The sequence below is a fragment of the Amycolatopsis sp. genome (assembly GCF_035546795.1).
In the GTDB taxonomy this organism is placed as follows: Bacteria; Actinomycetota; Actinomycetes; order Mycobacteriales; family Pseudonocardiaceae; genus Amycolatopsis_E.
On sequence record NZ_DASZWC010000056.1, the window covers coordinates 54,508 to 76,587 of the forward strand.

Here is a 22,080-nt window from a genome sequence, read left to right on the forward strand (position 1 = left end):
TAAGTAGATGTCACGACATATGATGTCGGCACATCTAAACCTTGGAGTCGACATGAAACTGGTCGTCAACCGCTTCGGCGGGCCGGAAGTGCTTGAGTACGTGGCGGAGGACGCCGCGCCGACGCGGCCGGGGCATGTCGATGTCCGGGTGCTGGCCATCGGGGTCGGGTTCACCGACCTGATGGCGCGTGCCGGTGATTACCTTCTGCAGCGCAAACCGCCGTTCACGCCGGGCTACGAGCTGGTCGGCGAGACGCGCGACGGCAGACGTGTCGCCATGTCACTGCCGAGCATGGGCGCATACCGGGAACACATCACAGTCCCGGACTGGCTGCCCGTTCCGGTGCCCGACGGGCTCGACACGAACACCGCCGCCACCATCCCGCTCGACTACCTGACCGCGCTGAGCCTGCTCGAGACCCACGGCCGCGTCCGCGACGGCGACCCCGTGCTCATCCACGGCGCGAGCGGTGGTGTGGGGGAAGCCGTGGCGCAGCTGGGAAAACTACGGCACCTTCGGATGTATGGCACGGCATCCAAACCGGAACGCTTGCGGCGCAACGGAGTGCACTTCATCGACTACCGGAACGAGGACTTCGAGGAAGTGCTTCGTGGGCAGGAGCCCGGCGGCGTGCGCGCGGTCTTCGATCACCTCGGCGGGGCGGGGTTGCGCAAGGGCTACCGCGCACTCGCGCCCGGCGGGACGCTGGTCAGTTACGCCTTCGCCGGGCGGCCAGGGCACATGGTCACCGATACCGTCCGCGGCGCGGTCGCGGTACAGCTCAGGGGCTTGTTGCCGGGAAAGCGCACGGCGCTCTGTATGGTGCCGAGACAGATCCGGTCCGATCACGACTGGTACCGGCGCAGCCTGACCTGCCTGCTTGAGCTCGCGCACACCGGGGACATTCGCGCCGAGGTCGGCACGGTGGCCCCGCTGCGCGAAGCGGCAAGCGTGCACGCCGCGCTGGAACGGCGTGAGCTCAACGGGAAGGTCGTGCTCACCACGAAATGAACGAGATCGAGGAACTGCGCTACCTCATCCTGGCGGTCCAGCGCGAAGGCAACCGGATGCTGGCAGCCGGGCTGCGGCCGCTCGGGCTCACCCCGGCCCAGGGTGAGGCGCTCGGCCTGCTCGCCGACCGGGAACCGTTGAGCCTCAACGGTCTCGGCGAGCTGCTGGTCTGCGAGTCGGGCACCAGCCCGAGCCGGATCGTGGACCGGCTGGTCGGTGCGGGCCTGGTGCTGCGCGAAACCGACCCGGCGGACAGGCGGCACGTGCTGCTCTCGCTCACCCCCGAGGGCCGCAAGCTCGCGAAGCGGGTTCGCGGCGTGGAGGCGAGCCTGCATCAGGCGCTGACCGAGCGGATCGGCGGCAGGCCGATCGCGCCCACTGTCCGGTTGCTACGCGCGCTGGCGGCGGATTCCCCGTCGGGGCAAGCGCTTGCGCGCCGGAAGTGACCTGGTCACCGGGTGTGGATCTCCAGCCCGGTGCGCCCCGCGGCCAGTTCCGGCCTGAGGACGAGGTCTTCGTCGTAATCGCCGCCGTTCTGGCTGCGGAACGGCACCGGCTCGGCCGTGTCCAGGGTTTCGAGCCGGCGGCGGAGCTCTTTGGTGGCCGTCGCGAACTCGGCCTCGCGCATCCGGTCCGCCGAGTGGAACACCAGCGGTGGCAGCGGTGCCAGGCCGGCATACCAGAAAGTGCCGTGCTGCAAGGGAAACAGCACCTGCTCCAGGTCGCCGTTGACGCCGCGGGGGCTGAAGGTGGACTCCCGCCCGCCGACGGTGATCACGGCCAGCGCCCGCTTGCCCGCCAGGTTGCCCTCGCCGTAGCGCAGCACCTTGCCGCTGGAATCGGCGACCCCGTAGGCGAATCCCTTGACGAAGACCCGGTCGAACCAGCCCTTGAGGATCGCCGGCATCCCATACCACCAGAGCGGGAACTGCACCACGACGGCGTCGGCCCAGGTGATCTTCGCCTGCTCGGCCAGGATGTCGTCGCTCAGCCGTCCCTCGGCCAGTGCGGCGGCGGACTCCCCGGCGACCAGCAGCCGGTCGGCCGGGTCGTGTCCGTAGTCCTCGTGGCCGACCACCGGGTTCCAGTGCATCGCGTAGAGGTCGGACAGCTGGTATTCGTGGCCCTGCTCGGTCAGCGCCCGCAGGCCCTCGTCCCGCAGGGCGGCGTTGAGCGAACGCTGATCCGGGTGGGCGGAGATCCACAAAACGTTCATGAGCCCACTGTGCGCCAGTGGTTGAGCCCGCAACCAGTGGCCTGATGGCCAGGTTGTGCAAGAATCGGGCCATGCATCGGATCGCAGTGTTCGTCCGCGCCGGGGTGCTGCCGTTCGAGCTGGGCACTGTGCACCGGCTGTTCGGGCAGGCCCGCACGCCCGACGGTGAGCCGCTCTACGAGGTCCTGACCTGCACGTTCCGCCCCGGTGACGTACCGGCGGACGCGGATTTCACAGTGCACGTCGGGCACGGGCCGGAGCTGCTGGCCAAGGCCGACACGGTGATGTTCCTGTCGTCGAAGGAGGACTACGAGCCGCAGACCGGCGGGCCCCTGCGCGGCCCGATCGCCGAGGCCTTCGCGCACATCCGGCCCGGCACCCGGCTCGCGTCGATCTGCACCGGGGTGTTCGTGCTGGCCGCGGCGGGGGTGCTCGACGGCAAGCGCGCGACCACGCACTGGGCGTCCGCCGCCGATCTGTGCCGGCTCTACCCGAGCGTGCAGGTGGAGGAGAACGTGCTCTACACCGACTCCGGCGATGTGCTGACCTCCGCCGGTGTCGCCGCCGGCATCGACCTCTGCCTGCACATGATCCGCCGCGATCACGGGATCGCTATCGCCAACCGGGTCGCGCGGGACACGGTCGTCGCGCCGCATCGCGACGGTGGGCAGGCGCAGTTCATCCGGCGGCCGGTGCCGGAGCCGCGCTCGTCGTCCACCGCTCGGGCGCGTGCCTGGGCGCTGGAGCATCTCGGCCGTCCACTGTCACTTCGGGAGCTCGCCGGACAGGAGTCGATGAGTGTGCGCACCTTCACCAGGCGGTTCCGGGAAGAGGTGGGCATTTCGCCGGTGCAATGGTTGACACAGCAACGAATCGAGCGGGCCCGGCAGTTGCTGGAGGAGTCGGAGCTGCCGGTGGACCGGGTCGCCGCCGATGCCGGGTTCGGCACAGCGGCGTCGCTGCGTCAGCATCTGCAGGCGGCGCTGGGTGTCTCGCCGAGCGCGTACCGTGCGACGTTTCGCGGGGTCCCATGATCAATTAGTCCACTGTGGACCGTCCACTCCGATGGCGGAATTTTTCATGGGGCCAGAACCGATAAAGTTGCGGGATGGCTGGCGAAAGACGGCGCACCCAGGCGGAGCGGCGAACGGCCACCCGGACGGCCCTGCTCGAGGCGACCGTGGAGTGCCTTGTCGACTACGGCTACCGGAACGTCACGAGCGCGCAGATCGCCACCCGTGCCGGGGTGACGCGCGGCGCGCAGGCGCACTACTTCGCCACGAAGGCGGAACTGGTGGTGGCCGGGCTCGAATACGCCACGCAGAAGATCATCAACGACCTCCGCGCGGATCCGCCACACCGGCCGACCGAGGCGGAAACCGTGATGGCACTGGTGGACAAGCTGTGGGCGCTGCACGACAGCAAGACCTTCACCGCCGTGGTCGAGCTGTGGCTGGGCAGCCGCACCGATCCGGAGCTGCGCTCGCACGTCGGCCGGTTCAACAAGCAGCTGACCGCGGGGATGAGCGACGTGCTGGGCGAGGTGGTGCCCGATTTCCTCGTCAGGGCAAGGGGGACCGCGGTGCTGCTGATGATCTTCGCGGCGATCCGCGGCGTGCTGCTGATGAGTTTCGTGTCGAGTCCGCGCACTGTCGGGGCACTGTGGTCGGTCACCAGGGGCGAGCTGGAACAGCTGGTGACCGACGCGATCGAGGGCCGGTGAACTCACGCCTGACATACCGGCGTGCAGGTATGTTCAGTGGCAACGGTTTTCGCCGTGCGGTGACCAGGCGCGCAGGGGGCGTTCTGGTCCTCTGGCTCAGGGCCAGAGTTTCGCCGCTGGCTGCGGTTTCCCCAGGTAGTAGCCCTGCGCCTGATCGCAGCCGAGCTCACGCAGCAACTCCAGCTGTGCCAGGTTTTCCACGCCCTCGGCCACCACGGTCAGGTGTACCGCGTGTGCCATCGCGATCACGCTCTTGACGATCGTTTCGGCGTCGGCGGAATCGGGCTCGCCGAGCCGGGTGACGAACGAGCGGTCGATCTTGAGGGTGTCCAAGGTGAGCCGGTGCAGCTGCGCGAGTGACGAGTAGCCGGTGCCGAAGTCGTCGATCGCGAGCCGGACTCCCAGCGCCCGCAAGGCACCGAGCGTCTCCCCGGCCAGCACGGCGTCCCGCATGAGAGCGCTTTCCGTGATCTCCAGGCAGAGCGCGGCCGGCGGCAGTCCGGTTATGGAAAGCGCTTTCTCGACGCTCGCCACCAGGCCCGGATCGTCCAGCTGCCGGGTGGAGAGGTTGATCTTCAGCTCGACGTCGGCGCCCCGGCTGCGCCGCTGCGCGAGCTCGCGTGTCGTCTCGCGCAACATGTACGCGCCGAGGTGGTTGATGAGGTCGCTCTCCTCGGCCAGCGGGATGAACTCGGTGGGCGGCACCTGCCCGTGCACCGGATGTGTCCAGCGCAGCAGCCCTTCCACGGCCACCATCCGGTTCGTGGTCAGGTCCACCACCGGCTGGTAGGCCGCCCACAGCGAGCCGCGGCGCACCGCGTCGCGCAGGTCCTGCTCCAGCCGGAGCCGGCGCTGCATCCGTTCCCGCAGCTGCACGTTGAAGAACTCGTACCGGCTGCGCCCGAGCTGTTTCGCTTGGTACATCGCGACATCGGCGTCCCGCAGCAGATCGTGCGCGGCGCGGCGGTCGGTCGGGCCGACGAGCACGATGCCGATGCTCGCGTCCACATGCAACTGCCTGCCGTCCACCCCGATCGGCTCGGTGAGCGAATCCCGCAGCCGTTCGGTCAGCGAGCGCGCCTCCGGCTCGCCGCGCACATCCGGCGCGATCACCACGAACTCGTCACCGCCGAGCCTGCCGACGACGTCGCCCGGCCGCACCGAGCGGCGCAGCCTGTCCCCGGCGAGCTTGAGCACCCGGTCGCCGACCGAGTGGCCGAGCGAATCGTTGATCACCTTGAACTTGTCGAGGTCGATGAACAGCACCGCGATCGCCGCGCGGTCGTCCGCGTGCAACAGCCCGGTGAGCCGGTCGAGCGCCAGCGAACGGTTCGCCAGCCCAGTCAGTGGATCGTGTGTCGCGTCGTGTTCCAGCTGCTCGCCGATCGCCCGGCGCTCGGTGATGTCGGTGAAGGACAGCACGTAGGCGCTGGTGCCGGAATCCTCCGGGGTCAGCGCGCGACAGGACACCGAGAGCCACACGGTGCGCCCGTCGCGGCGCAGCACCTGCATCACGCGGCCCTGCTGGGCGATGCCGGTGCGGCGCACCTGCGACGACGGGTACTCGCTGGTGGACAGCCGCTGCCCGGACTCGTCGTAGATCGGCCACTCGTGCGGGGAGGAGCCGATCATCGTCGACTCTGGCACCCCGAGGATCCGTTCGGCGGCCGGGTTGGCCGAGATCAGCAGCCCGTTCGAGCCGACGACGAGCACCCCTTCGTCGAGCGACGCGACGACCGTGGCGTACTGGCGCTCGGCGCGGCGGCGGGCCGTTTCGTCGGCGCAGACCAGGACGTACCCACTGTCCATTTCGGCCACCGACACCCGCATCGACAACGCCGTGCCGTCCGCGGCGCGGTGCGTTGTCTGGACGACGCCGCCGCCCTTGATCGCCAGCGCGGGGTCGAACCTGGCGCCGACCAGCTCCCCGACCTGCCTGCCGCGCGCCCTGGCCGCGGGCAGGCCGTAGATCGCTTCGGCGGCCGGGTTCCAGCTGGTCACCCTGCCCGCGGTGTCGGTGGCGATGATCGCGTCGCTGACGTGCTCGACCAGCGCGGCCTGGTAGCGCAGCGCGCTCTCGGCCGCCCGCTGCGCGCTGACGTCGCGCATGATCACCTGGTAGGCGGGCCTGCCCTCCCAGGTGGTGCGGACCGATTTGACCTCCATCGGGAAGGTCGAGCCGTCCGGCCGGAGGAACTTCGCCTCCGCGGGCTCTGACGTGGCGCCGGGCTCGGTGAGCTGGCGCAGCCGGTCGAGCATCTCGGGCACCGAGCGCCGGTGCACGAAATCGGTGATGGGCCGCCCGATCAGGGACTCGCGCGAACCGTCCCCGGTCAGCCTGGCCGCCGCCGGGTTGGCGTAGGTGAGTTTCCCGTCCTGGTGGACGGCGATCATGTCCGGGCTCAGCTCGACCAGGAGCCGGTAGCGGTCGGCGAGGTCGGCGAGCTCGCGCCGCTCCTCGTGCCGGTCGGTGACGTTGCTCGCGATGCCCAGCAGCTTATCGTTGCCGCGGCGTGCGCGGAATCGCAACCACATCGTTGTACCCGACGGGGTGGGGTACTCGTGCTCGAGCTCCAGGTCCTGCCACGCCTCGGCGCTTTCCACGGCTACGAGCATCGGGCGCACGAGCTGCTCCAGCCGTGCGCGGACCTCGGCCTCGGGGGCGCCGGCGATGCCGAGCAGCTCGTCCATCCCGGCATCCCAGGACAACTCGCCGGTGGCCGGATCCAGGGCCCAGATCACCGCCCGATCGGCGGAGAGTGCCAGGTCAACGATCTGCCCATGGTCGACGGGCGTGACGGAAGCGTGGTTCGCCCCGTTGGCATTTGGCTCCATCACCCCGTCCGATCCGCCGAAGGTTCCTAGCTGGCTCGTTACTCCGGATGGAGCAATGAGCTGGGTCGAAAGCACCCATCCCTCCGGTACCAGCTTGCCACGGCGAAGGCAGGAAAGCCGCTGGTCGTTGCCCGTGTAGGTCCGTTCGAACCCGAATGGATCGTAGAGGTACGCGCAAGGAGGGGCGAGTGTCATGAACTCGCGAGAAATAGGAATCTGTGGAATCGGCGCCGTCACCGGCTACGGCTGGAGTCGAGAGCAGTTCTGGGATGGTTTGCGGGCAGGAAAACACGCGGCCACCCTCGTCGGCGGCTACGGGAGCAACCGGGACGAGACCGTCTGGCTCGCGAGGGTGGCCGACGGCGGGAACCCGACCGACGGGCCGAGCCGGTTCGCCAAGGCGATGCGGGCCGCGGCGAGGGAGGCGATCGCCGACGCGGGCGCGCGCGGCTGGCAGCCGGGCAAGCGGGTCGGGCTGCTGCACGCCGTGGTGCTCGGCGAGGTGGACCTGTGGCGGGAGTTCTACCTCGAACGCAACCGGGATCTGCGCCCGCGTGAGTATCTCGGGCTGATGCCTTCGACACCGATGTCGACCTTCATGCAGGAGTACGGCTTCCATGGCCCGGCGATGAACGTGTCGGCGATGTGCGCCTCCGGCAACGCCGGGCTGCTCACCGCCAAGGCCTGGCTCGACGCGGGCATCGTCGACGACGTCGTCTTCGTCGCCACCGACCTGTCCGCGACCCCCGAGAACGTATTGCACTTCGTGCGGCTCGGCGTCGCGGCCGTCGACCAGGAGCCGTCTGATGTGTGCCGCCCGTTCCAGGAGGGCAGCCGGGGCTTCGGCTTCGGCGAGGCGTCGGTCTCGTTCGTGCTGTCGCGTTCGGCGGAGCGGCCGTACGCGCTGGCTCTTGGCGGCGCGATGTCACACGACGGGTACCACGTGACCAGCGTCGATCCCGGCCTGGATCAGGTGCGGGACTGTTTCCAGCAGGCGCTGGACAACGCCGGCGTGCCGGCTTCGGCGGTGAAGTACTTCAACGCGCACGGGCCGGGCACCGCGCAGTGCGACCGGGCGGAAAGCACCATCCTGGCCGAGTTCTTCGGCCCGGAAACCGGGATCTACTCGGTCAAGCCGCTCGTCGGGCACTGCCAGGGCGCGGCCTCGGCGGTCGAGATGGCCGTGGCCGCGATGAGCTACGACCGCGGCTACGTGCCGGCGCCGGTCCCGGTTGCGCCCGGGCATCCCCAGTTGCTCAGCGGCCGGACCCCGGTCGGTGACGGGCTGACCGTCAAGTCCTCACTCGGGATGGGTGGCCACAACTCCGTCGTTGTCCTCGCTCCGCCCGCGTGACGGGCCGCCGTGGAGACCTCGCCCGGGTGGTGCTGGTCTCCACGGCTCCGCCGGTCGGCCATGATGGGCTGGGAAAAATCCCGGCACAGGGCGGAGGGGAACAGCGTGGCCGTGACCGCGGTCAAGGACTGGTTGCTCGAAGGGCAGCCGAAGCGGGCTCGCCAGCTCAGCGGCGGCAAGCAGGAGCAACGACGCGAAGGCGACCACCCCTGGTGGAAGGTCATGTGCCTCACCGGGGTCGACTACTTCTCCACCCTCGGCTATCAGCCGGGAATCGCCGCGCTGGCCGCCGGACTGCTCTCCCCGATCGCCACCATCGTGCTGATCGTGCTCACCCTCGCCGGTGCATTACCGATCTACCGCCGGGTGGCGGCCGAGAGCCCGCACGGACAGGGCTCGCTGGCGATGCTGGAGAAACTGCTGGCTCGCTGGAAGGGCAAGCTGCTCGTCCTGGTGCTGCTCGGGTTCGCCGCGACCGACTTCGTCATCACGATCACCCTCTCCGCCGCCGACGCCGCCGCGCACGCGGTGGAAAACCCTTACGTACCAAGCTTTCTGCACGGCCAGAACATGGTGATCACGCTGGTGCTGATCCTGCTGCTCGGAGCGGTGTTCCTCCGGGGCTTCGGCGAGGCGATCGGGGTCGCTGTCGCGCTCGTCGCCGTGTACCTGACGCTGAACCTGGTGGTGGTGATCGACGCGCTGATCCATGTGCTCACCAGCTCGCATCTGGTGGTGCAGTGGCAGAACATGCTGGTCAACCAGCACGGCAGCGTGTGGGCGATGGTCGGGGTGTCGCTGATCGTGTTCCCGAAGCTGGCACTGGGGCTGTCCGGGTTCGAGACCGGGGTGTCGGTGATGCCGCTTGTGCGCGGCAGCGAGGGCGACACCGAAAAGGAGCCGGCGGGCCGGATCCGGAACACCCGCAAGCTGCTCACCACCGCCGCGCTGATCATGAGCGCGTTCCTGATCACCAGCAGTTTCGCCACCACCGTGCTGATTCCGCAGGAGGAGTTCGGCGACGGCGGCAAGGCCAGCGGCCGCGCGCTCGCGTTCCTCGCGCACAGCTACCTCGGCAACGCCTTCGGCACGGTGTACGACGTCAGCACCATCGCCATTCTGTGGTTCGCCGGGGCCTCGGCGATGGCGGGGCTGCTCAGCCTCGTGCCGCGATACCTGCCGCGCTACGGGATGGCGCCGAGCTGGGCCGCGGCGACCCGTCCGCTGGTGATCGTGATCTCGGTGATCGCGTTCGTGATCACCTGGATCTTCGACGCGAACGTGGACGAACAGGGCGGCGCGTACGCGACCGGCGTGCTGGTGCTGATCTCCTCGGCTGCGCTGGCGGTGACGCTCTCGGCTTGGGGCCGCGGGAAACGCGGGCCGTTCGTGGCGTACGCGGTGATCACCGCGGTGTTCGTCTACACCACGGTCGCGAACATCTTGGAGCGCCCGGACGGGGTGAAGATCGCGGCGTTGTTCATCGCCGCGATCATCGTGACCTCGCTGGTGTCACGAGCCACCCGGTCGCTGGAGCTGCGCGCGGTCGACGTCGAGTTCGACGCCCCCGCCCGGCGGATCATCGACGCCGCGGTGCGTGGCGGGCACGTCCGGATCATCGCCAACGAGCCGGACGCCCGGGACAAGGTCGAGTACGAGCTGAAGGAGCGGGAGGCGACCGAGAACAGCCACATCCCGCACGACTGCCGGCCGATCTTCCTCGAAGTGACCATCTCGGACGCCTCGGACTTCGAATCGGTCCTGCGGGTGCACGGCGAAAAGCGGCACGGTTACCGGATCCTGCGGGTGAAGAGCCCGTCCATCGCCAACGCGATCGCGGCCATCCTGCTCGAGATCAGGGACGACACCGGGCTGCGCCCGCACGTCTACTTCAGCTGGACCGAGGGCAATCCGTTCAAGTTCCTGGTGCGCTACCTGTTCTCCGGCGACGGCGACGTGCCGCCGGTGACCAGGGAGGTGCTGCGCCGCGCGGAACCGGATCCGGAGCGCCGGCCGCTGGTGCACGTCGGCTGAGTTTCGCAAGGGGGTTGCCACCGGGTGGAAGGCGGGTTGCCCCGGGTGTGCTTCCTGATCGAGGATCGGGCCATGACTCAGCGCACGACACCGCCGTTCCGCGCCGACCATGTTGGCAGCCTGCTGCGCCCCGCCGAACTGCACGAAGCCCGCGAGAACTTCGCCAAGGGGGTGATCAGCGCGGCGGATCTGCGTGCCGTCGAGGACAACGCCATCCGCGAGGTCGTCGAGCTGCAGCATGCCGCCGGGCTGCAGTCCGCCACCGACGGCGAGTTCCGCCGCGCCACCTGGCATATGGACTTCATCTACCAGCTGCACGGCATCGCCAAGAGCACCGAGAAGCTGCACGTCACGTTCCACAACGCGGCAGGCGACCTCGACTGGAGCCCGGCCGGGCTGCGAGTACACGAGAAGGTCGGCCTCGACGGCGTGATCTTCGGGGAGCACTTCGAGTTCCTGAAGTCCATTGTGGACCCAAGTCAGACGCCGAAGCAGACCATCCCGTCGCCGAGCATGGTCTACTACCGCGGCGGCCGGGCCGCGGTCAGCGAATCGGTGTACCCGGACCTGGAGGAGTTCTACACCGATCTCGCGGCGGCCTACGCCAAGGAGATCGCCGGGATGGCCGCGCTGGGCTGCACGTACCTGCAGCTCGACGACACGAGCCTGGCGTACCTGAATGACCCGGCGCAGCGCGAGCTGGTCGCGAAGATGGGCGGTGACCCGGACAAGCAGCACGTGCGCAACATCAAGACGATGAACGCGGCGCTCGCCGGCCGGCCCGAGGGCCTGACCGTGACCACGCACCTGTGCCGCGGGAACTTCCGTTCGTCGTGGGTGGCCGAAGGCGGTTACGACTTCGTCGCCGACGCGCTGTTCAACGAGCTCAACGTGGACGGCTACTTCCTGGAGTTCGACGACGAGCGCTCCGGCGGGTTCGAGCCGCTGCGGTTCGTGCCGAAGGGGAAGTTCGTCGTACTGGGGCTGATGACGACCAAACGGGGCGAGCTGGAGAGCGTGGATTCGCTGCGGCAGCGCCTCGACGCCGCGGCGAAGTACGTCGATCTCGATCAGCTGTGCCTGTCGCCGCAATGCGGATTCTCCTCCACGGAGGAGGGGAACGACCTCACGCAGGACCAGCAGAAGGCGAAGCTGGAACGCATCGTCGAGACCGCTGCCCTGGTTTGGGGATAACGCTTTAACCTGGGCTGATGCGGCATACCTCGGCTCAGGCGCCTTCCGTGGTGGATCGGGTGCTGGACGTGCTCGGTTCCTTTACCCCGGACCGGCCCGCGCTGAGTCTGTCGGACCTGAGCCGCCGGGCCGGGCTGCCGCTGTCGACCGCGCATCGGATCGTCGGCGAGCTGGCCCGGCGCGGCGCGCTGGAGCGGCAGGAGGACGGCCGGTACCGGGTCGGACTGTGGCTGTGGGAAGTGGCTTCCCTTTCGCCGCGCGGAATGCCGCTGCGCGAGAGCGCGATGCCGTTCCTGGAGGACCTTTACGAGGCGACCCACGAGAACGTGCAGCTCGCCGTGCTCGACGTGCCGGACGTGGTCTACGTCGAGCGAATCTCCGGGCGCAACGCGGTCAACGTCGTCTCGCGGGTCGGCGGCAGGCTGGCCGCGAACGCCACCGGCGTCGGCCTGGTGCTGCTCGCGAACGCCCCCGCCGACGTGCAGGAGGAGTTTCTCGCGCGCCCGCTTCGGCGCTACACCGACAAAACGATCGACTCGCCCGAGCGGCTGCGCTGGGTGCTGGCCGACGTCCGGCGCGACGGGTTCGTGATCAGCGACCGCCAGGTGGAGCTGGTGTCGCTGTCGGTGGCCGCGCCGGTGTACGGGCCGGAAGACACCGTGGTCGCGGCGATTTCGATCGTGGTCCCGTCCGACGGTCCCGACCCGCGCACCCTCGTTCCGGCCGTCCGCGCGGCGGCGCGCGGCATCTCCCGCACGCTCGGTGCACCGAGGGCGCTGCGCCGCGATCCGAACTTCCATTGAATGGAATAAGGCGTGCGTACAAGCCGCGTCGGCAACGATGCTGAGTGCCGGAACGACGAGGTTTGGGAGGTAACAGGTGGCGCGCACGCAGGTCGGAATCATCGGTGCCGGGCCGGCAGGTCTGTTGCTGTCGTACCTGCTGCACGCCGAGGGCATCGACGCCGTCGTGCTCGAAGCGCGCAGCCGGGAGTACGTGGAGAAGCGGGTGCGCGCGGGGGTGTGTGAACACCCGACGGTCGAACTGTTGCGGGAGATCGGTGTCGGCACCCGGTTGGACGCCGAAGGCCTGCCGCACCACGGTTTTTCGCTCCGGTTCGACGGGCGGGACCACCGGATCGCGCTGTCCGAGCTGACCGGCAGGACCATCACCGTGTACGGCCAGCAGGAGATCGTGAAGGACCTGATCGCCGCGCACGAGGCCAAGGGCTATCCGGTCGAGTTCGAAGTGTCCGATGTGGAACTGGCCGAGCTCGACACCGAGCGGCCACGGGTCACCTACCGGGACGCGGACGGGGCGCCGCGCGAGCTGGACTGTGACGTGATCGCGGGCTGCGACGGGTTCCACGGCGTCAGCAGGCCCACGATCCCCGGCGGGCAGGTGAAATCCTTCGACCGTGAGTACCCGTTCGCGTGGCTCGGCGTGCTCGCGCAGACACCGCCGTCGGACGAGGAGCTCATCTACACTCACCACGAGCGCGGATTCGCCTTGCACAGTATGCGTTCCCCGGAGATCACCCGGCTGTACCTGCAGGTCCCGCACGACGAGAAGATCGAGAACTGGCCGGACGACCGGATCTGGTCGGAGCTCTCGGCGCGGCTGGCGACCGAGTCGGAGTTTTCCTTGCGGGAAGGGCCAATCCTGGACAAGGGCGTCACGCCGATGCGCAGTTTCGTGGCTGAGCCGATGCAGTACGGCCGGCTGTTCCTGGCCGGCGACGCGGCGCACATCGTGCCGCCGACCGGGGCCAAGGGGATGAACCTGGCTGTCGCCGATGTCCGGGTTCTTTCGCGTGCGTTGGTGGACCTGTTGCTGCACAACCGAAGCGAGCGCGCAGTGTCCTATTCGGACACATGTCTGCGGCGGGTGTGGCGTGCCGAGCACTTCTCCTGGTACATGACCTCGATGCTGCACGTCGACCCGGCGTCGGACGAGTTCCAGCGGCGGCTGCAGCTCTCGCAGCTGCGGTACACGGCCTCGTCCCGGGCGGCCGCGACCAGCCTGGCGGAGAACTACGTGGGCCTGCCGTTCGAGTGATCGTCAACCCGGGGTTGACGACCGATGATCGTCAACCTAGAGTTGACGGCATGAGCACACCAGTCCGTCTCGATGATCTGATCGATTCCGTCAAGAACAAGAATCCCGAAGCGGACGCCTTGCAGCAGCTGGCCGACGCGATGCTCCTCGCCGAACAGGTCGGTGAGGTCGCCGATCATCTGATCGGGCATTTCGTCGACCAGGCAAGGCGGTCCGGCGCGTCCTGGACCGATATCGGCGCCAGCATGGGGGTTTCGAAACAAGCCGCGCAGAAGCGCTTTGTCCCCAAGGAGTTCTCGTTCGAGGACGCCACGGCGCACTTCAGCCGGTTCACCGAACGGGCGCGCCGCGTGCTGGTCCACTCCGAGCGCAGCGCGCGCGGCGTCGGCAACGAACAGATCGAGCCGCTGCACATCCTGCTCGGCCTGATCGGCGAGCGGGAGGGCCTGGCGGCAAAGGCGATCGAGAAGTTCGGCGGCTCGCCGGCCGTACTGGGCGAGCGGATCACGGCGGCGCTTCCGCCCGGCGGTGGCGAGCTGGACGTGCACATCCCGTTCAGCCCGCAGAGCCGCAAGATCATCGAACTCACCGTGCGGGAAGCCTTGCGGCTCGGGCACAACTACGTCGGCACCGAGCACATCCTGCTGGGGCTGCTGGAACAGGGCGACAACCCGGCGCAGAAAATCCTGGTGGAGCTGGGGGTCACCAAGGACGTCGTCGATGGCGAGATCAAGGCCGTGCTGGCGACGCTGTACCCGGGTAAGTGAGGGCCACCGGCGAGGCGGCCCTCACCACCCGGCCTCACGCGGGGTGTTCGGCCCGCTCGTCGGTCGCCCACGCGGTGTGGAACGAGCCCTCCCGGTCGACGCGACGGTAGGTGTGCGCGCCGAAGAAGTCACGCTGGCCCTGCACGAGCGCGGCCGGGAGCCGCTCGGCCCGCAGCCCGTCGTAGTAGGCCAGCGCGGTGGAGAAACCGGGCGTCGGAATGCCCAGCCGCACCGCGGTGGCCACCACCGAACGCCACGAGTCCTGCGCGTTCTCCACGGCCTTGCGGAAGTCACCCGAGGTGAGCAGGGTCGGCAAGCCCGGCTCGGCCGCGAACGCCGCCGTCACGTCGTCGAGGAACTTGGCCCGGATGATGCAGCCACCGCGCCAGATCTTCGCCACCGCACCGAGATCGATGTCCCAGCCGTACTCCGCGCCGCCGGCCTGGATCTGGTTGAAGCCCTGTGCGTAGGCGACGATCTTCGACGCGTACAGCGCCTGCTCCACGTCGTCGGCGAAGCGCTCGGCGTCGGCCCCGGAAAGCGCTTTCCGGGCCGGGCCGGGCAGCCCGCGGCTGGCCTTGCGCAGGTCCGCACTGCCGGAGAGCGAACGCGCGAAGACCGCTTCGGCGATACCGCTGATCGGCACCCCGAGGTCGAGCCCGATCTGCACCGTCCAGCGGCCGGTGCCCTTCTGCTCGGCCTGGTCGGTGACGACGTCCACGAACGGTTTGCCGGTCGCGGCGTCGGTGTGCTTGAGCACCTCGGCGGTGATCTCGATCAGGTAGGAGTCGAGCCTGCCGGTGTTCCAGGTCTTGAAGACCTCGGCGATCTGCGCGGGTTCGTAACCGAGCGCGCCGCGCAGCAGGTCGAAGGACTCCGCGATGAGCTGCATGTCGGCGTACTCGATGCCGTTGTGCACCATCTTCACGAAGTGCCCGGCGCCGTCGGGGCCGATGTGCGTGCAGCACGGCGCACCGTCCACTTTGGCCGAAATGTCCTCGAACAGCGGGCCGAGCGACTGGTAGGACTCGACCGAACCACCGGGCATGATGCTCGGCCCGTGCAGGGCGCCTTCCTCGCCGCCGGACACGCCGGTGCCGACGAAGTGCAGCCCCTGCTCGCGCAGCGCGGCCTCGCGGCGTCGCGTGTCGGCGAAGTGCGCGTTGCCGGCGTCGACGATCACATCGCCCTTCTCCAGCAACGGCGCGAACTCGTCGATCACCGCGTCGGTCGGCGCGCCGGCCTTCACCATGATCACGATCTGCCGTGGCCGTTCGAGCGCGTCGACGAACTCCTGCGCGGAGTAGGTCGGAATGAACTCGCCCTCGTCGCCGAACTGCTCGACCAGTTCCCTGGTGCGCGTCTCGGACCGGTTGTGCAGGGCGACGGTGTGGCCGTGCCTGGCCAGGTTCCGGGCCAGGTTGCGGCCCATGACCGCCAGCCCGGTAACCCCGATGCTCGCCTTGTTGCTCACTTCTCCGCCTTCCGTCTTGGCCTACCGCACACACTAGTGGGCCGCCGGATTGTCCCTGGTGAACGCGCGAGTAACTAGCGTTCACCCGCAATTCCTGAGATCCTTTCCGCAGTCACGTGTCAAACCAGTGCGCGGTTCGGTATGGTCGGCGACTTACGATCATGGTCGGGACGGGTTCAGCGCGTCGTGGAAAGGGTCAGGGCCGGAAGTGAGCAATGGCTAGCACAGTCACCTCACGGCGAAAGCAACTCGGCAACGAGCTCCGCCACGCGCGTACCGCGGCGAAGATGACCCAGCAGCAGGTCGCCGAGGTGCTCGGCTGCACCCAGGGCAAGGTCAACAAGATCGAGTCCGGCGCGGTCGGGGTCAAGCTCGGTGACGTGCGCGCGATGCTGGATGCCTTCGGTATCAACGGCGAGGAGTCCGAGGCGCTGATGGGCCTCGCCCGCGCCGCCGCAGGCCAGCGCGGGCACTGGTCGGGCTACCGGTCGGTGGTGCCGCACTGGTTCCGCACCTTCACCGACCTCGAACCGGCCGCGGTCGAGATCATGACCTGGCACGGTGAACGGATTCCCGGGCCGCTGCAGTCCGAGCACTACATGCTCAAGCAGTTCACCGAATTCGGTGCGACCGACGTCACTTCCTTGGTGCGTAACAGGCTCGACCGTAAGTCGGTGTTCGACCAGCCGCAGCCGCCGTACTACCGGTTCATCCTGAGCGAGGCCGCGCTGCGCCGGGCGCCGGGTGGCAACGCGCCGGCGGTGATGCTGGACCAGATCGAGCATCTGATGGAGCTGGACCGGCGCCAGCGGGTCTACGTGCACGTGCTGACGTTCGAGGCGCGGCTGGCTTCGGTGCCCAACGACTTCACCATCATGCGTTTCCCGGACCGCACAAGGGATTTCGTCTACATCGAGCATTCCGCCGGCGGGCACTACCTCGACGACCAGAAGGACTTCCAGCTGTTCGTGGACAGCTGGGACAGGCTGCGTGGCGCGGCACTGGAACGGCAGGAGACCCGCGAGTTCCTCAAGGAGCTGGCGGAGCAGTACCGCCGCCGGATGGGCGACAACCTGTAAGAACCGACTGGGAGCCCGATGAGTGAACAGGCGCCCGAGGGAGTCGACCTCGAGCACCCCAACGCCGCGCGGATCTACGACTACCTGCTCGGCGGGACAGCGAACTGGGCCATCGACCGGTCCTTCGGTGACCTGATCGTCAAGCACGTGCCGCTGGCCCGCACGATCGCGCGGGTGAATCGCGAGTTCCTTGGCCGCTCGGTGCGCTACTGCGTGCGCAACGGGGTTTCCCAGTTCCTCGATCTCGGTTCCGGCGTACCGACGGTCGGCAACGTGCACGAGGCCGCCGACGAGCTCGACGAGTCCAGCCGCTGCGTATACGTTGACCGCGAGCCGGTCGCGGTCGCGCATTCCGAGCTGCTGCTGGAAGAACACGGCGACCCGGCGCGGCATGCCGTGGTGCGGGCCGATTTCCGTGACGTGCCCGCGGTGTGGCGGCAGGCGGCGGAGACCGGGGTGCTGGACACGGAGCGGCCGATCGGGCTCATCCTCTGTGCGGCCCTGCATTTCCTCGGGCCTGCCGAGCCGGTGGAGCAGATCATGGCGGCGTACCGCGAGCGGCTGCCCTCGGGCTCGTACCTGATCATCACACATGGCACCAAGGAGGAACTGCGGCTGCCGCCCGAGCAGATCGAGAAGATCAGCGCGGTGTTCGAGCTCTACGAGCAGTCCGACAATCCGGTGTACTCGCGTTCCCGGGCCGAAATCACGAAGTTCTTCGGGGATTTCGCGCTCGTGGAACCGGGTGTGGTGTGGCTGCCGGAATGGCGCCCCGGGGACGGGCCGGCGCAGGCCACCGCGAAGTTCACGGAGAACCCTTCACTGTCGACCGGCTTTTGCGGGGTGGCCCGAAAGGCCTGAGCGCTCAGCGCGGCTTCGGCGCGCCGAAGTTCAGTTGGTACCACCAGAAATGCCGGCGGCGGCGCGAGACCGGCAACGCGACCGTGCGCGCGCGGGCGGCGTGGATTTCTTCGTCCTGGTCGCGCTTTCTGCCGATCAGCGCGATATCGCCGATGCGCACGGTCATGGTTTTCAGGCCGCCAATCCTGGGGAGAGCGCGAGGCAGCATTCACACGGCATCCCGGCGCCGGGGCGTAGCCATTCCAGTTGGGACAACGCGATTTCCGTGCCACAGCAGGCGGTGAGCGAGCCGTAGAGCACCGTGCCGGGGTCGAGCGTGAACAGGTGCGCGCAGCGACGGCTCTCGCCGACCACCCCGCGCAGCAGGCGGCCGACGACGGTGACGGGCTCGGGCCAGTCCTCGCGCAGGTACCAGACTGCGGCGGCATCCTCGTCCGCGTGCAGCCACTCGATCATCCGGGTGAGGGCCTCGTCGGGGCTCGCGGCTCTCGCGCATTCCTCGCGGCCGTTCACGCGCCCGACGACGATGAAGGGCTTGAACCGCTGCGGGGCAGGCTGCCACGGCGTTTCCGGGCGCCGCGCCGGTACCACGGCGAGGGTGCCGCCCGGTCCGGCGGGTTCGGAGAGCCCCGCGGGTTCGGCGAACCCAGTGTGTTCGGAGAGCCCTGTGTGTTCGGCGAGCCCCGTGTTTCCGACGAGCACTGTGTGACCTCCCCCGAGAGGTTGAGCCCTGTGAATGGACCGGCAGCCGGGGCTCGACCTCGGGGGTCCAACCCCGACCGCTGGGATTAATCCTACTACTGGAATAATCTTGGTGTCGAGTGGTCAACGCTTGGATCACTCGGTGGAACCCGTACGGGGACAGGGAAAGCACGGCAACCCCGCATTTGCCCACGTCAAGGTGGGGGGCCGGACATGCACGGAGGTAAGACTTATGGCGGAATATCCGCGCCCGCTGGATTACGACCCGGCCGAGGCCGTGGCGCTCTTCGACGAGGGAAAGTGGGAGAAGTCCTTCGCGAGCGAGCCCAACGGCGGGAGCTGTGTCGAAGTCAACATCGGGGGCTCCGGCCTGATCGGCGTGCGCGATACGAAGCTGGTCGACAGCCCGGTCTTCGTGTTCGACACCGCCGAGTGGCAGGCGTTCCTGACCGGTGTGAAGGCAGGTCAGTTCGACCTCGGTGCCTGAGCCGGAATAACCGGCTTCGTGTGTTATTGACCACACGTCGCCCCGGGGCGCGAGCCGTCACCGGGGCAAAAGACGCCCCCGGCACTTCGGCCGGGGGCGTCTTCAGATTCCGTTTTTCGAGGTTGTGCCAGGGCGGGCCCTAGTTGTTCGAGCTCTGCCGGTTCGGCATCCCGCCCTGGCCGCCGGCGGGGAAGCCGCCCTGCTGGCCACTCTGCTGCCCACCGGGGAAACCGCCCTGCCTGCCGCCCTGCTGAGCGCCGGGGGCGCCGCCCTGCTGCTGGGCCTGGCTGCTGTCGGTGACCGCGGTCGCCGTGGCGGTGCTGCCGGAAACCTTCGCGATGACCAGCACCGAGGAACCCGACGCGACGTTGCTCGCCTTCTCGGTGGACGAGTCGATCGTGTAGGTCTGGGTGTAGTCGTCCTTGCTCTTGACCGTGATCGAGGTGGCGCTGATCGCGCTGACCTCGCCGCTCTGCATTCGCTCGGTGACGTAGCTGCCGTTCTCCGAGACCGTGAAGTCGCCGTGCAGGGCGCTCGCCAGGCTCGCCAGGCCCCTCGCCTGCCCCATACCGCCCATCCGGCCGCCGCCGGGGAAGCCGCCCATGCCGCCCTGCTGGCTGCTGTCGGCGGAAGAAGTGCCCAGGTAGATCGCGACACCGCCGATGGCGACGATCACGACCGCGACGGCCGCTGAGATCGCGGTCTTCCTGCCGGACCACTTCGGCGCTGGAGGCTGCGGGTCACCCCAGGCAGGCGGGGCCTCGGGGGTGGTCGTCGGCTCGGTACTCATCGTTTCCTCTCCCGAAGTTCGGCGCGCGCGACGGCACGCCGCTTACCGCGACCAGGTTCGGCACACTTTCTGTGTGCAAGCTGTGTGCCACATGGGCACACCCTGTGTACCCGCGCGCTCACAGGGAATCCACAGACGGCACACAGCCTGGGCCTACCGGACCGGCCGAGGATGGGAGCATGACCAGCATGAACGCCACCACCTCGGGACAGGGCAAGGCCGACCTCCACCGGGCCGACGGGTCCCCGGTCAGAGTCCTCGTCGTCGACGACGAGGAGACGCTCGCCGAGCTGGTGTCGATGGCACTGCGGATGGAGGGCTGGGAGATCCGCAGCGCAGGCAACGGCAACGAAGCCGTCCGTACCGCGCGCGAGTTCCGGCCCGACGCCGTCGTGCTCGACGTGATGCTGCCCGACTTCAGCGGGTTCGAGGTGCTGACGAAACTGCGCGCGGAGGCGCCGAACCTGCCGGTGTTGTTCCTCACCGCCCGCGACGCGGTGGAGGACAGGATCGCCGGCCTCACCGCGGGCGGCGACGACTACGTGACCAAGCCGTTCAGCCTGGAGGAGGTCGTGCTCCGGCTGCGGGCGCTGCTGCGCAGGTCGCGGGTGGTTTCGGCGAGCGAAGGTTCGATGCTGACCGTCGGCGATCTGACCCTGGACGAGGACAGCCGCGAGGTGCACCGCGCCGGCGAGCCGGTCTCGTTAACCGCCACCGAGTTCGAACTGCTGCGGTTCCTGATGCGCAACCCCAAGCGCGTGCTGTCCAAGGCCCAGATCCTGGACCGGGTGTGGAGTTACGACTTCGGTGGGCAGGCCAACATCGTGGAGCTCTATATTTCATACCTGCGGAAGAAGATTGACGCAGGTAGGGAGCCGATGATCCACACGATGCGTGGCGCGGGGTATGTCCTCAAGCCCGCGAACTAGGCAGCACCCGCTCAGGCGTCTGTTCCCGTCCTCGCTGCGCGGGAAGCTCATCGCGCAGTTGATCACCCTGATCGCGGTGGTGTGCCTCGTGGTCGGCCTGGTGACCGAGGTGGCGTTGCGCAGCTTCCTCATCCACCAGCTCGACGACAGGCTCGCGGCCGCCGCCGATCGCGGCACACACGGCCCGCCGCTGGGCTCGCCGTCGTTCCCGGTGGGTCAGCGGCCGCCGGACTCGCTACGGGTGGCCGGTCAGGGCATCGGCACGCTGGCCGTGCTCATCGAACCGGACGGCAGCACGCTCGCCGGGGTGCTCAAGGGCGGCACGCCGCCCACGGAGGACAATCCGTTCCCCAGCGACCCGGTCCCCGCCGACCAGCTGCGGACGCTGGTCAACCTGCCTGCCGACGGGCAGCGGCGCACCGTGGATCTCGGCGATTCGCTCGGTTCCTACCGCGTGATCTCGGTGCACAATCCCAACGGCTCGGTGCTCATCACCGGCCTGCCGCTGAACGACGTGACGGCCACGTTGTGGCAGCTGGGATTCATCTTCGGCGGCGTGGCGCTCGGCGGCCTGCTGCTCGCGGGCGGCATCGGTGTGGTGACGATCAGGCGCACGATGCGCCCGTTGAACCGCTTGGCGCGTACCGCTTCCCAGGTGTCGGAGCTGCAGCTGGACCGCGGTGAGGTCGGCCTGTCGGTGCGGGTGCCGCAGGTGGACACCGACCCGCGCACCGAGGTGGGCAAGGTCGGCGCGGCGTTCAACCGGATGCTCGGGCACGTGGCCGCCGCGCTGACGGCCCGGCACGAGAGCGAGAGCCGCGTCCGCCAGTTCGTCGCGGACGCCAGCCACGAATTGCGCACCCCACTGGCCGCCATCCGCGGCTACGCGGAGCTGACCCGCCGCAGCGGGGACAGCGTGCCCGAGGACATCGCGTTCGCGATGAGCCGGGTCGAGTCGGAGTCGGCACGGATGACCACGCTGGTGGAGGAACTGCTGCTGCTCGCCCGGCTGGATTCCGGGCGGCACCGGGTGTACGAGCCGGTGGACCTGACCAGGCTGGTGATGGACGCGGTGGCCGACGCGCATGTCGCTGGTCCGGACCACCGCTGGCTGCTGGACGTACCACCGGAGCCGATCATGGTCATCGGTGATTCCGACCAGCTGCACCAGGTTGCGCTCAACCTGCTCAGCAACGCCCGCACGCACACCCCGCCCGGCACCGTCGTCACCACCGCACTGTCCACTTCGGACGGCAAGGTGTCCTTGACCGTCACCGACAACGGGCCGGGCATTCCCGAAGAAGTCCTGCCCGGGGTGTTCGAGCGGTTCGCGAGGGGTGACACGTCGCGGTCCCGCGCGGCCGGCAGCACCGGGCTCGGTTTGGCTATTGTCGCCGCGGTGGTGAGCGTGCACGGCGGCGAAGTGAGCGTACGGAGCAAACCGGGACAGACCGAGTTTCTGGTGCGTTTCCCGGCCGCGAAACCGGCCGACGATTTCGCGCACGTTAATTAATGGCGAACTAGGTGACGTTTCTCGCCCGATAGTGGCTTGCTCACAGCTTCCG

21 protein-coding genes are annotated in these 22,080 nt (G+C 68.7%); 15 read left to right on the top strand and 6 right to left on the bottom strand.

What is annotated here, in order from left to right:
• Positions 1-52: 52 nt before the first annotated feature.
• Together VHD82_RS29025 and VHD82_RS29030 are read left to right on the top strand one after the other, a co-directional pair.
• Positions 53-1,012, top strand: coding sequence for a zinc-binding dehydrogenase (locus VHD82_RS29025; RefSeq protein ID WP_325711031.1), 960 nt, complete (start codon positions 53-55; stop codon positions 1,010-1,012).
• A complete protein-coding gene (locus VHD82_RS29030) occupies positions 1,009-1,458 on the top strand; it encodes a MarR family winged helix-turn-helix transcriptional regulator (RefSeq protein ID WP_325711034.1) in 450 nt (149 codons plus the stop codon). The genes VHD82_RS29025 and VHD82_RS29030 overlap by 4 nt, the downstream gene beginning before the upstream one ends.
• Before the next feature lie 5 nt (positions 1,459-1,463).
• Here VHD82_RS29030 and VHD82_RS29035 read toward each other — a convergent pair whose 3' ends face one another.
• Positions 1,464-2,228, bottom strand: coding sequence for an NAD(P)H-dependent oxidoreductase (locus VHD82_RS29035; RefSeq protein ID WP_325711037.1), 765 nt, complete (start codon positions 2,226-2,228; stop codon positions 1,464-1,466).
• 44 nt (positions 2,229-2,272) lie between these two features.
• On the opposite strand from VHD82_RS29035, the gene VHD82_RS29040 reads away from it, so the two are divergent.
• Both VHD82_RS29040 and VHD82_RS29045 read left to right on the top strand, forming a co-directional pair.
• On the top strand, positions 2,273-3,262 hold the full coding sequence (locus VHD82_RS29040; RefSeq protein WP_325711165.1) for a GlxA family transcriptional regulator: 990 nt from the start codon (positions 2,273-2,275) through the stop codon (positions 3,260-3,262).
• A 74-nt stretch (positions 3,263-3,336) separates the two neighbouring features.
• A complete protein-coding gene (locus tag VHD82_RS29045) occupies positions 3,337-3,951 on the top strand; it encodes a TetR/AcrR family transcriptional regulator (RefSeq protein ID WP_325711040.1) in 615 nt (204 codons plus the stop codon).
• A gap of 96 nt (positions 3,952-4,047) precedes the next feature.
• Here the strand turns inward: VHD82_RS29045 and VHD82_RS29050 are convergent, their stop codons facing one another.
• Positions 4,048-6,786, bottom strand: a complete 2,739-nt coding sequence (locus VHD82_RS29050) for a sensor domain-containing protein (protein WP_325711168.1) — start codon at positions 6,784-6,786, stop codon at positions 4,048-4,050.
• Positions 6,787-6,979: 193 nt separating this feature from the next.
• Here VHD82_RS29050 and VHD82_RS29055 point away from each other — a divergent pair, with 193 nt between their 5' ends.
• The 6 genes from VHD82_RS29055 to VHD82_RS29080 all read left to right on the top strand — a co-directional run bounded on the left by VHD82_RS29055 (position 6,980) and on the right by VHD82_RS29080 (position 14,193).
• Positions 6,980-8,140, top strand: a complete 1,161-nt coding sequence (locus VHD82_RS29055) for a beta-ketoacyl synthase N-terminal-like domain-containing protein (RefSeq protein WP_325711043.1) — start codon at positions 6,980-6,982, stop codon at positions 8,138-8,140.
• Positions 8,141-8,245: 105 nt separating this feature from the next.
• Positions 8,246-10,174, top strand: a complete 1,929-nt coding sequence (locus VHD82_RS29060; protein WP_325711046.1) for an amino acid transporter — start codon at positions 8,246-8,248, stop codon at positions 10,172-10,174.
• A gap of 72 nt (positions 10,175-10,246) precedes the next feature.
• Entirely contained in the window at positions 10,247-11,368 is a 1,122-nt protein-coding gene (locus VHD82_RS29065) for a 5-methyltetrahydropteroyltriglutamate--homocysteine S-methyltransferase (RefSeq protein ID WP_325711048.1), read from the top strand.
• A gap of 17 nt (positions 11,369-11,385) precedes the next feature.
• Entirely contained in the window at positions 11,386-12,171 is a 786-nt protein-coding gene (locus tag VHD82_RS29070; protein ID WP_325711051.1) for an IclR family transcriptional regulator, read from the top strand.
• Positions 12,172-12,247: 76 nt separating this feature from the next.
• Positions 12,248-13,426 (top strand): 4-hydroxybenzoate 3-monooxygenase, encoded by a 1,179-nt coding sequence (locus VHD82_RS29075; RefSeq protein ID WP_325711054.1) that lies wholly within the window; start codon positions 12,248-12,250, stop codon positions 13,424-13,426.
• 50 nt (positions 13,427-13,476) lie between these two features.
• Positions 13,477-14,193, top strand: a complete 717-nt coding sequence (locus VHD82_RS29080) for a Clp protease N-terminal domain-containing protein (RefSeq protein ID WP_325711057.1) — start codon at positions 13,477-13,479, stop codon at positions 14,191-14,193.
• Positions 14,194-14,227: 34 nt separating this feature from the next.
• On the opposite strand, the gene gndA is transcribed toward VHD82_RS29080, so the two are convergent.
• Positions 14,228-15,667 carry an NADP-dependent phosphogluconate dehydrogenase gene (gene gndA, locus VHD82_RS29085; protein WP_325711060.1) on the bottom strand — a complete coding sequence of 480 codons (1,440 nt, stop codon included), beginning with the start codon at positions 15,665-15,667 and terminating at the stop codon, positions 14,228-14,230.
• 215 nt (positions 15,668-15,882) lie between these two features.
• Between gndA and VHD82_RS29090 the strand changes: the two genes are divergently transcribed.
• Complete coding sequence (locus VHD82_RS29090; RefSeq protein ID WP_325711063.1) at positions 15,883-16,746, top strand: helix-turn-helix transcriptional regulator; 864 nt, start codon at positions 15,883-15,885, stop codon at positions 16,744-16,746.
• An 18-nt stretch (positions 16,747-16,764) separates the two neighbouring features.
• Complete coding sequence (locus VHD82_RS29095) at positions 16,765-17,607, top strand: SAM-dependent methyltransferase (RefSeq protein WP_325711066.1); 843 nt, start codon at positions 16,765-16,767, stop codon at positions 17,605-17,607.
• A gap of 4 nt (positions 17,608-17,611) precedes the next feature.
• On the opposite strand, the gene VHD82_RS29100 is transcribed toward VHD82_RS29095, so the two are convergent.
• Together VHD82_RS29100 and VHD82_RS29105 are read right to left on the bottom strand one after the other, a co-directional pair.
• A complete protein-coding gene (locus VHD82_RS29100) occupies positions 17,612-17,773 on the bottom strand; it encodes a hypothetical protein (RefSeq protein ID WP_325711069.1) in 162 nt (53 codons plus the stop codon).
• Positions 17,774-17,778: 5 nt separating this feature from the next.
• A complete protein-coding gene (locus VHD82_RS29105; protein ID WP_325711071.1) occupies positions 17,779-18,309 on the bottom strand; it encodes a hypothetical protein in 531 nt (176 codons plus the stop codon).
• Positions 18,310-18,541: 232 nt separating this feature from the next.
• Here VHD82_RS29105 and VHD82_RS29110 point away from each other — a divergent pair, with 232 nt between their 5' ends.
• Positions 18,542-18,796 (top strand): DUF397 domain-containing protein, encoded by a 255-nt coding sequence (locus tag VHD82_RS29110; RefSeq protein WP_325711073.1) that lies wholly within the window; start codon positions 18,542-18,544, stop codon positions 18,794-18,796.
• 139 nt (positions 18,797-18,935) lie between these two features.
• Here VHD82_RS29110 and VHD82_RS29115 read toward each other — a convergent pair whose 3' ends face one another.
• A complete protein-coding gene (locus VHD82_RS29115; RefSeq protein WP_325711076.1) occupies positions 18,936-19,586 on the bottom strand; it encodes a hypothetical protein in 651 nt (216 codons plus the stop codon).
• 179 nt (positions 19,587-19,765) lie between these two features.
• Here VHD82_RS29115 and VHD82_RS29120 point away from each other — a divergent pair, with 179 nt between their 5' ends.
• A complete protein-coding gene (locus tag VHD82_RS29120; RefSeq protein WP_325711078.1) occupies positions 19,766-20,515 on the top strand; it encodes a response regulator transcription factor in 750 nt (249 codons plus the stop codon).
• Positions 20,493-22,028 carry a HAMP domain-containing sensor histidine kinase gene (locus VHD82_RS29125; protein ID WP_325711081.1) on the top strand — a complete coding sequence of 512 codons (1,536 nt, stop codon included), beginning with the start codon at positions 20,493-20,495 and terminating at the stop codon, positions 22,026-22,028. Before VHD82_RS29120 ends, VHD82_RS29125 begins: the two co-directional genes overlap by 23 nt.
• Positions 22,029-22,080 lie beyond the last annotated feature (52 nt).

Bases quoted from the DNA above. Each gene is read 5' to 3' on its own strand.
- VHD82_RS29110 (WP_325711073.1), top strand. From the start codon at position 18,542: ATGGCGGAATATCCGCGCCCGCTGGATTACGACCCGGCCGAGGCCGTG.
- VHD82_RS29030 (WP_325711034.1), top strand. From the start codon at position 1,009: ATGAACGAGATCGAGGAACTGCGCTACCTCATCCTGGCGGTCCAGCGC.
- VHD82_RS29040 (WP_325711165.1), top strand. From the start codon at position 2,273: ATGGCCAGGTTGTGCAAGAATCGGGCCATGCATCGGATCGCAGTGTTC.
- VHD82_RS29125 (WP_325711081.1), top strand. From the start codon at position 20,493: ATGTCCTCAAGCCCGCGAACTAGGCAGCACCCGCTCAGGCGTCTGTTC.
- VHD82_RS29035 (WP_325711037.1), bottom strand. From the start codon at position 2,228: ATGAACGTTTTGTGGATCTCCGCCCACCCGGATCAGCGTTCGCTCAAC.
- VHD82_RS29115 (WP_325711076.1), bottom strand. From the start codon at position 19,586: ATGAGTACCGAGCCGACGACCACCCCCGAGGCCCCGCCTGCCTGGGGT.
- VHD82_RS29045 (WP_325711040.1), top strand. From the start codon at position 3,337: ATGGCTGGCGAAAGACGGCGCACCCAGGCGGAGCGGCGAACGGCCACC.
- VHD82_RS29070 (WP_325711051.1), top strand. From the start codon at position 11,386: ATGCGGCATACCTCGGCTCAGGCGCCTTCCGTGGTGGATCGGGTGCTG.
- VHD82_RS29100 (WP_325711069.1), bottom strand. From the start codon at position 17,773: ATGACCGTGCGCATCGGCGATATCGCGCTGATCGGCAGAAAGCGCGAC.
- VHD82_RS29090 (WP_325711063.1), top strand. From the start codon at position 15,883: ATGGCTAGCACAGTCACCTCACGGCGAAAGCAACTCGGCAACGAGCTC.
- VHD82_RS29120 (WP_325711078.1), top strand. From the start codon at position 19,766: ATGACCAGCATGAACGCCACCACCTCGGGACAGGGCAAGGCCGACCTC.
- VHD82_RS29080 (WP_325711057.1), top strand. From the start codon at position 13,477: ATGAGCACACCAGTCCGTCTCGATGATCTGATCGATTCCGTCAAGAAC.
- VHD82_RS29025 (WP_325711031.1), top strand. From the start codon at position 53: ATGAAACTGGTCGTCAACCGCTTCGGCGGGCCGGAAGTGCTTGAGTAC.
- VHD82_RS29055 (WP_325711043.1), top strand. From the start codon at position 6,980: ATGAACTCGCGAGAAATAGGAATCTGTGGAATCGGCGCCGTCACCGGC.
- VHD82_RS29065 (WP_325711048.1), top strand. From the start codon at position 10,247: ATGACTCAGCGCACGACACCGCCGTTCCGCGCCGACCATGTTGGCAGC.
- VHD82_RS29095 (WP_325711066.1), top strand. From the start codon at position 16,765: ATGAGTGAACAGGCGCCCGAGGGAGTCGACCTCGAGCACCCCAACGCC.
- VHD82_RS29050 (WP_325711168.1), bottom strand. From the start codon at position 6,786: ATGGAGCCAAATGCCAACGGGGCGAACCACGCTTCCGTCACGCCCGTC.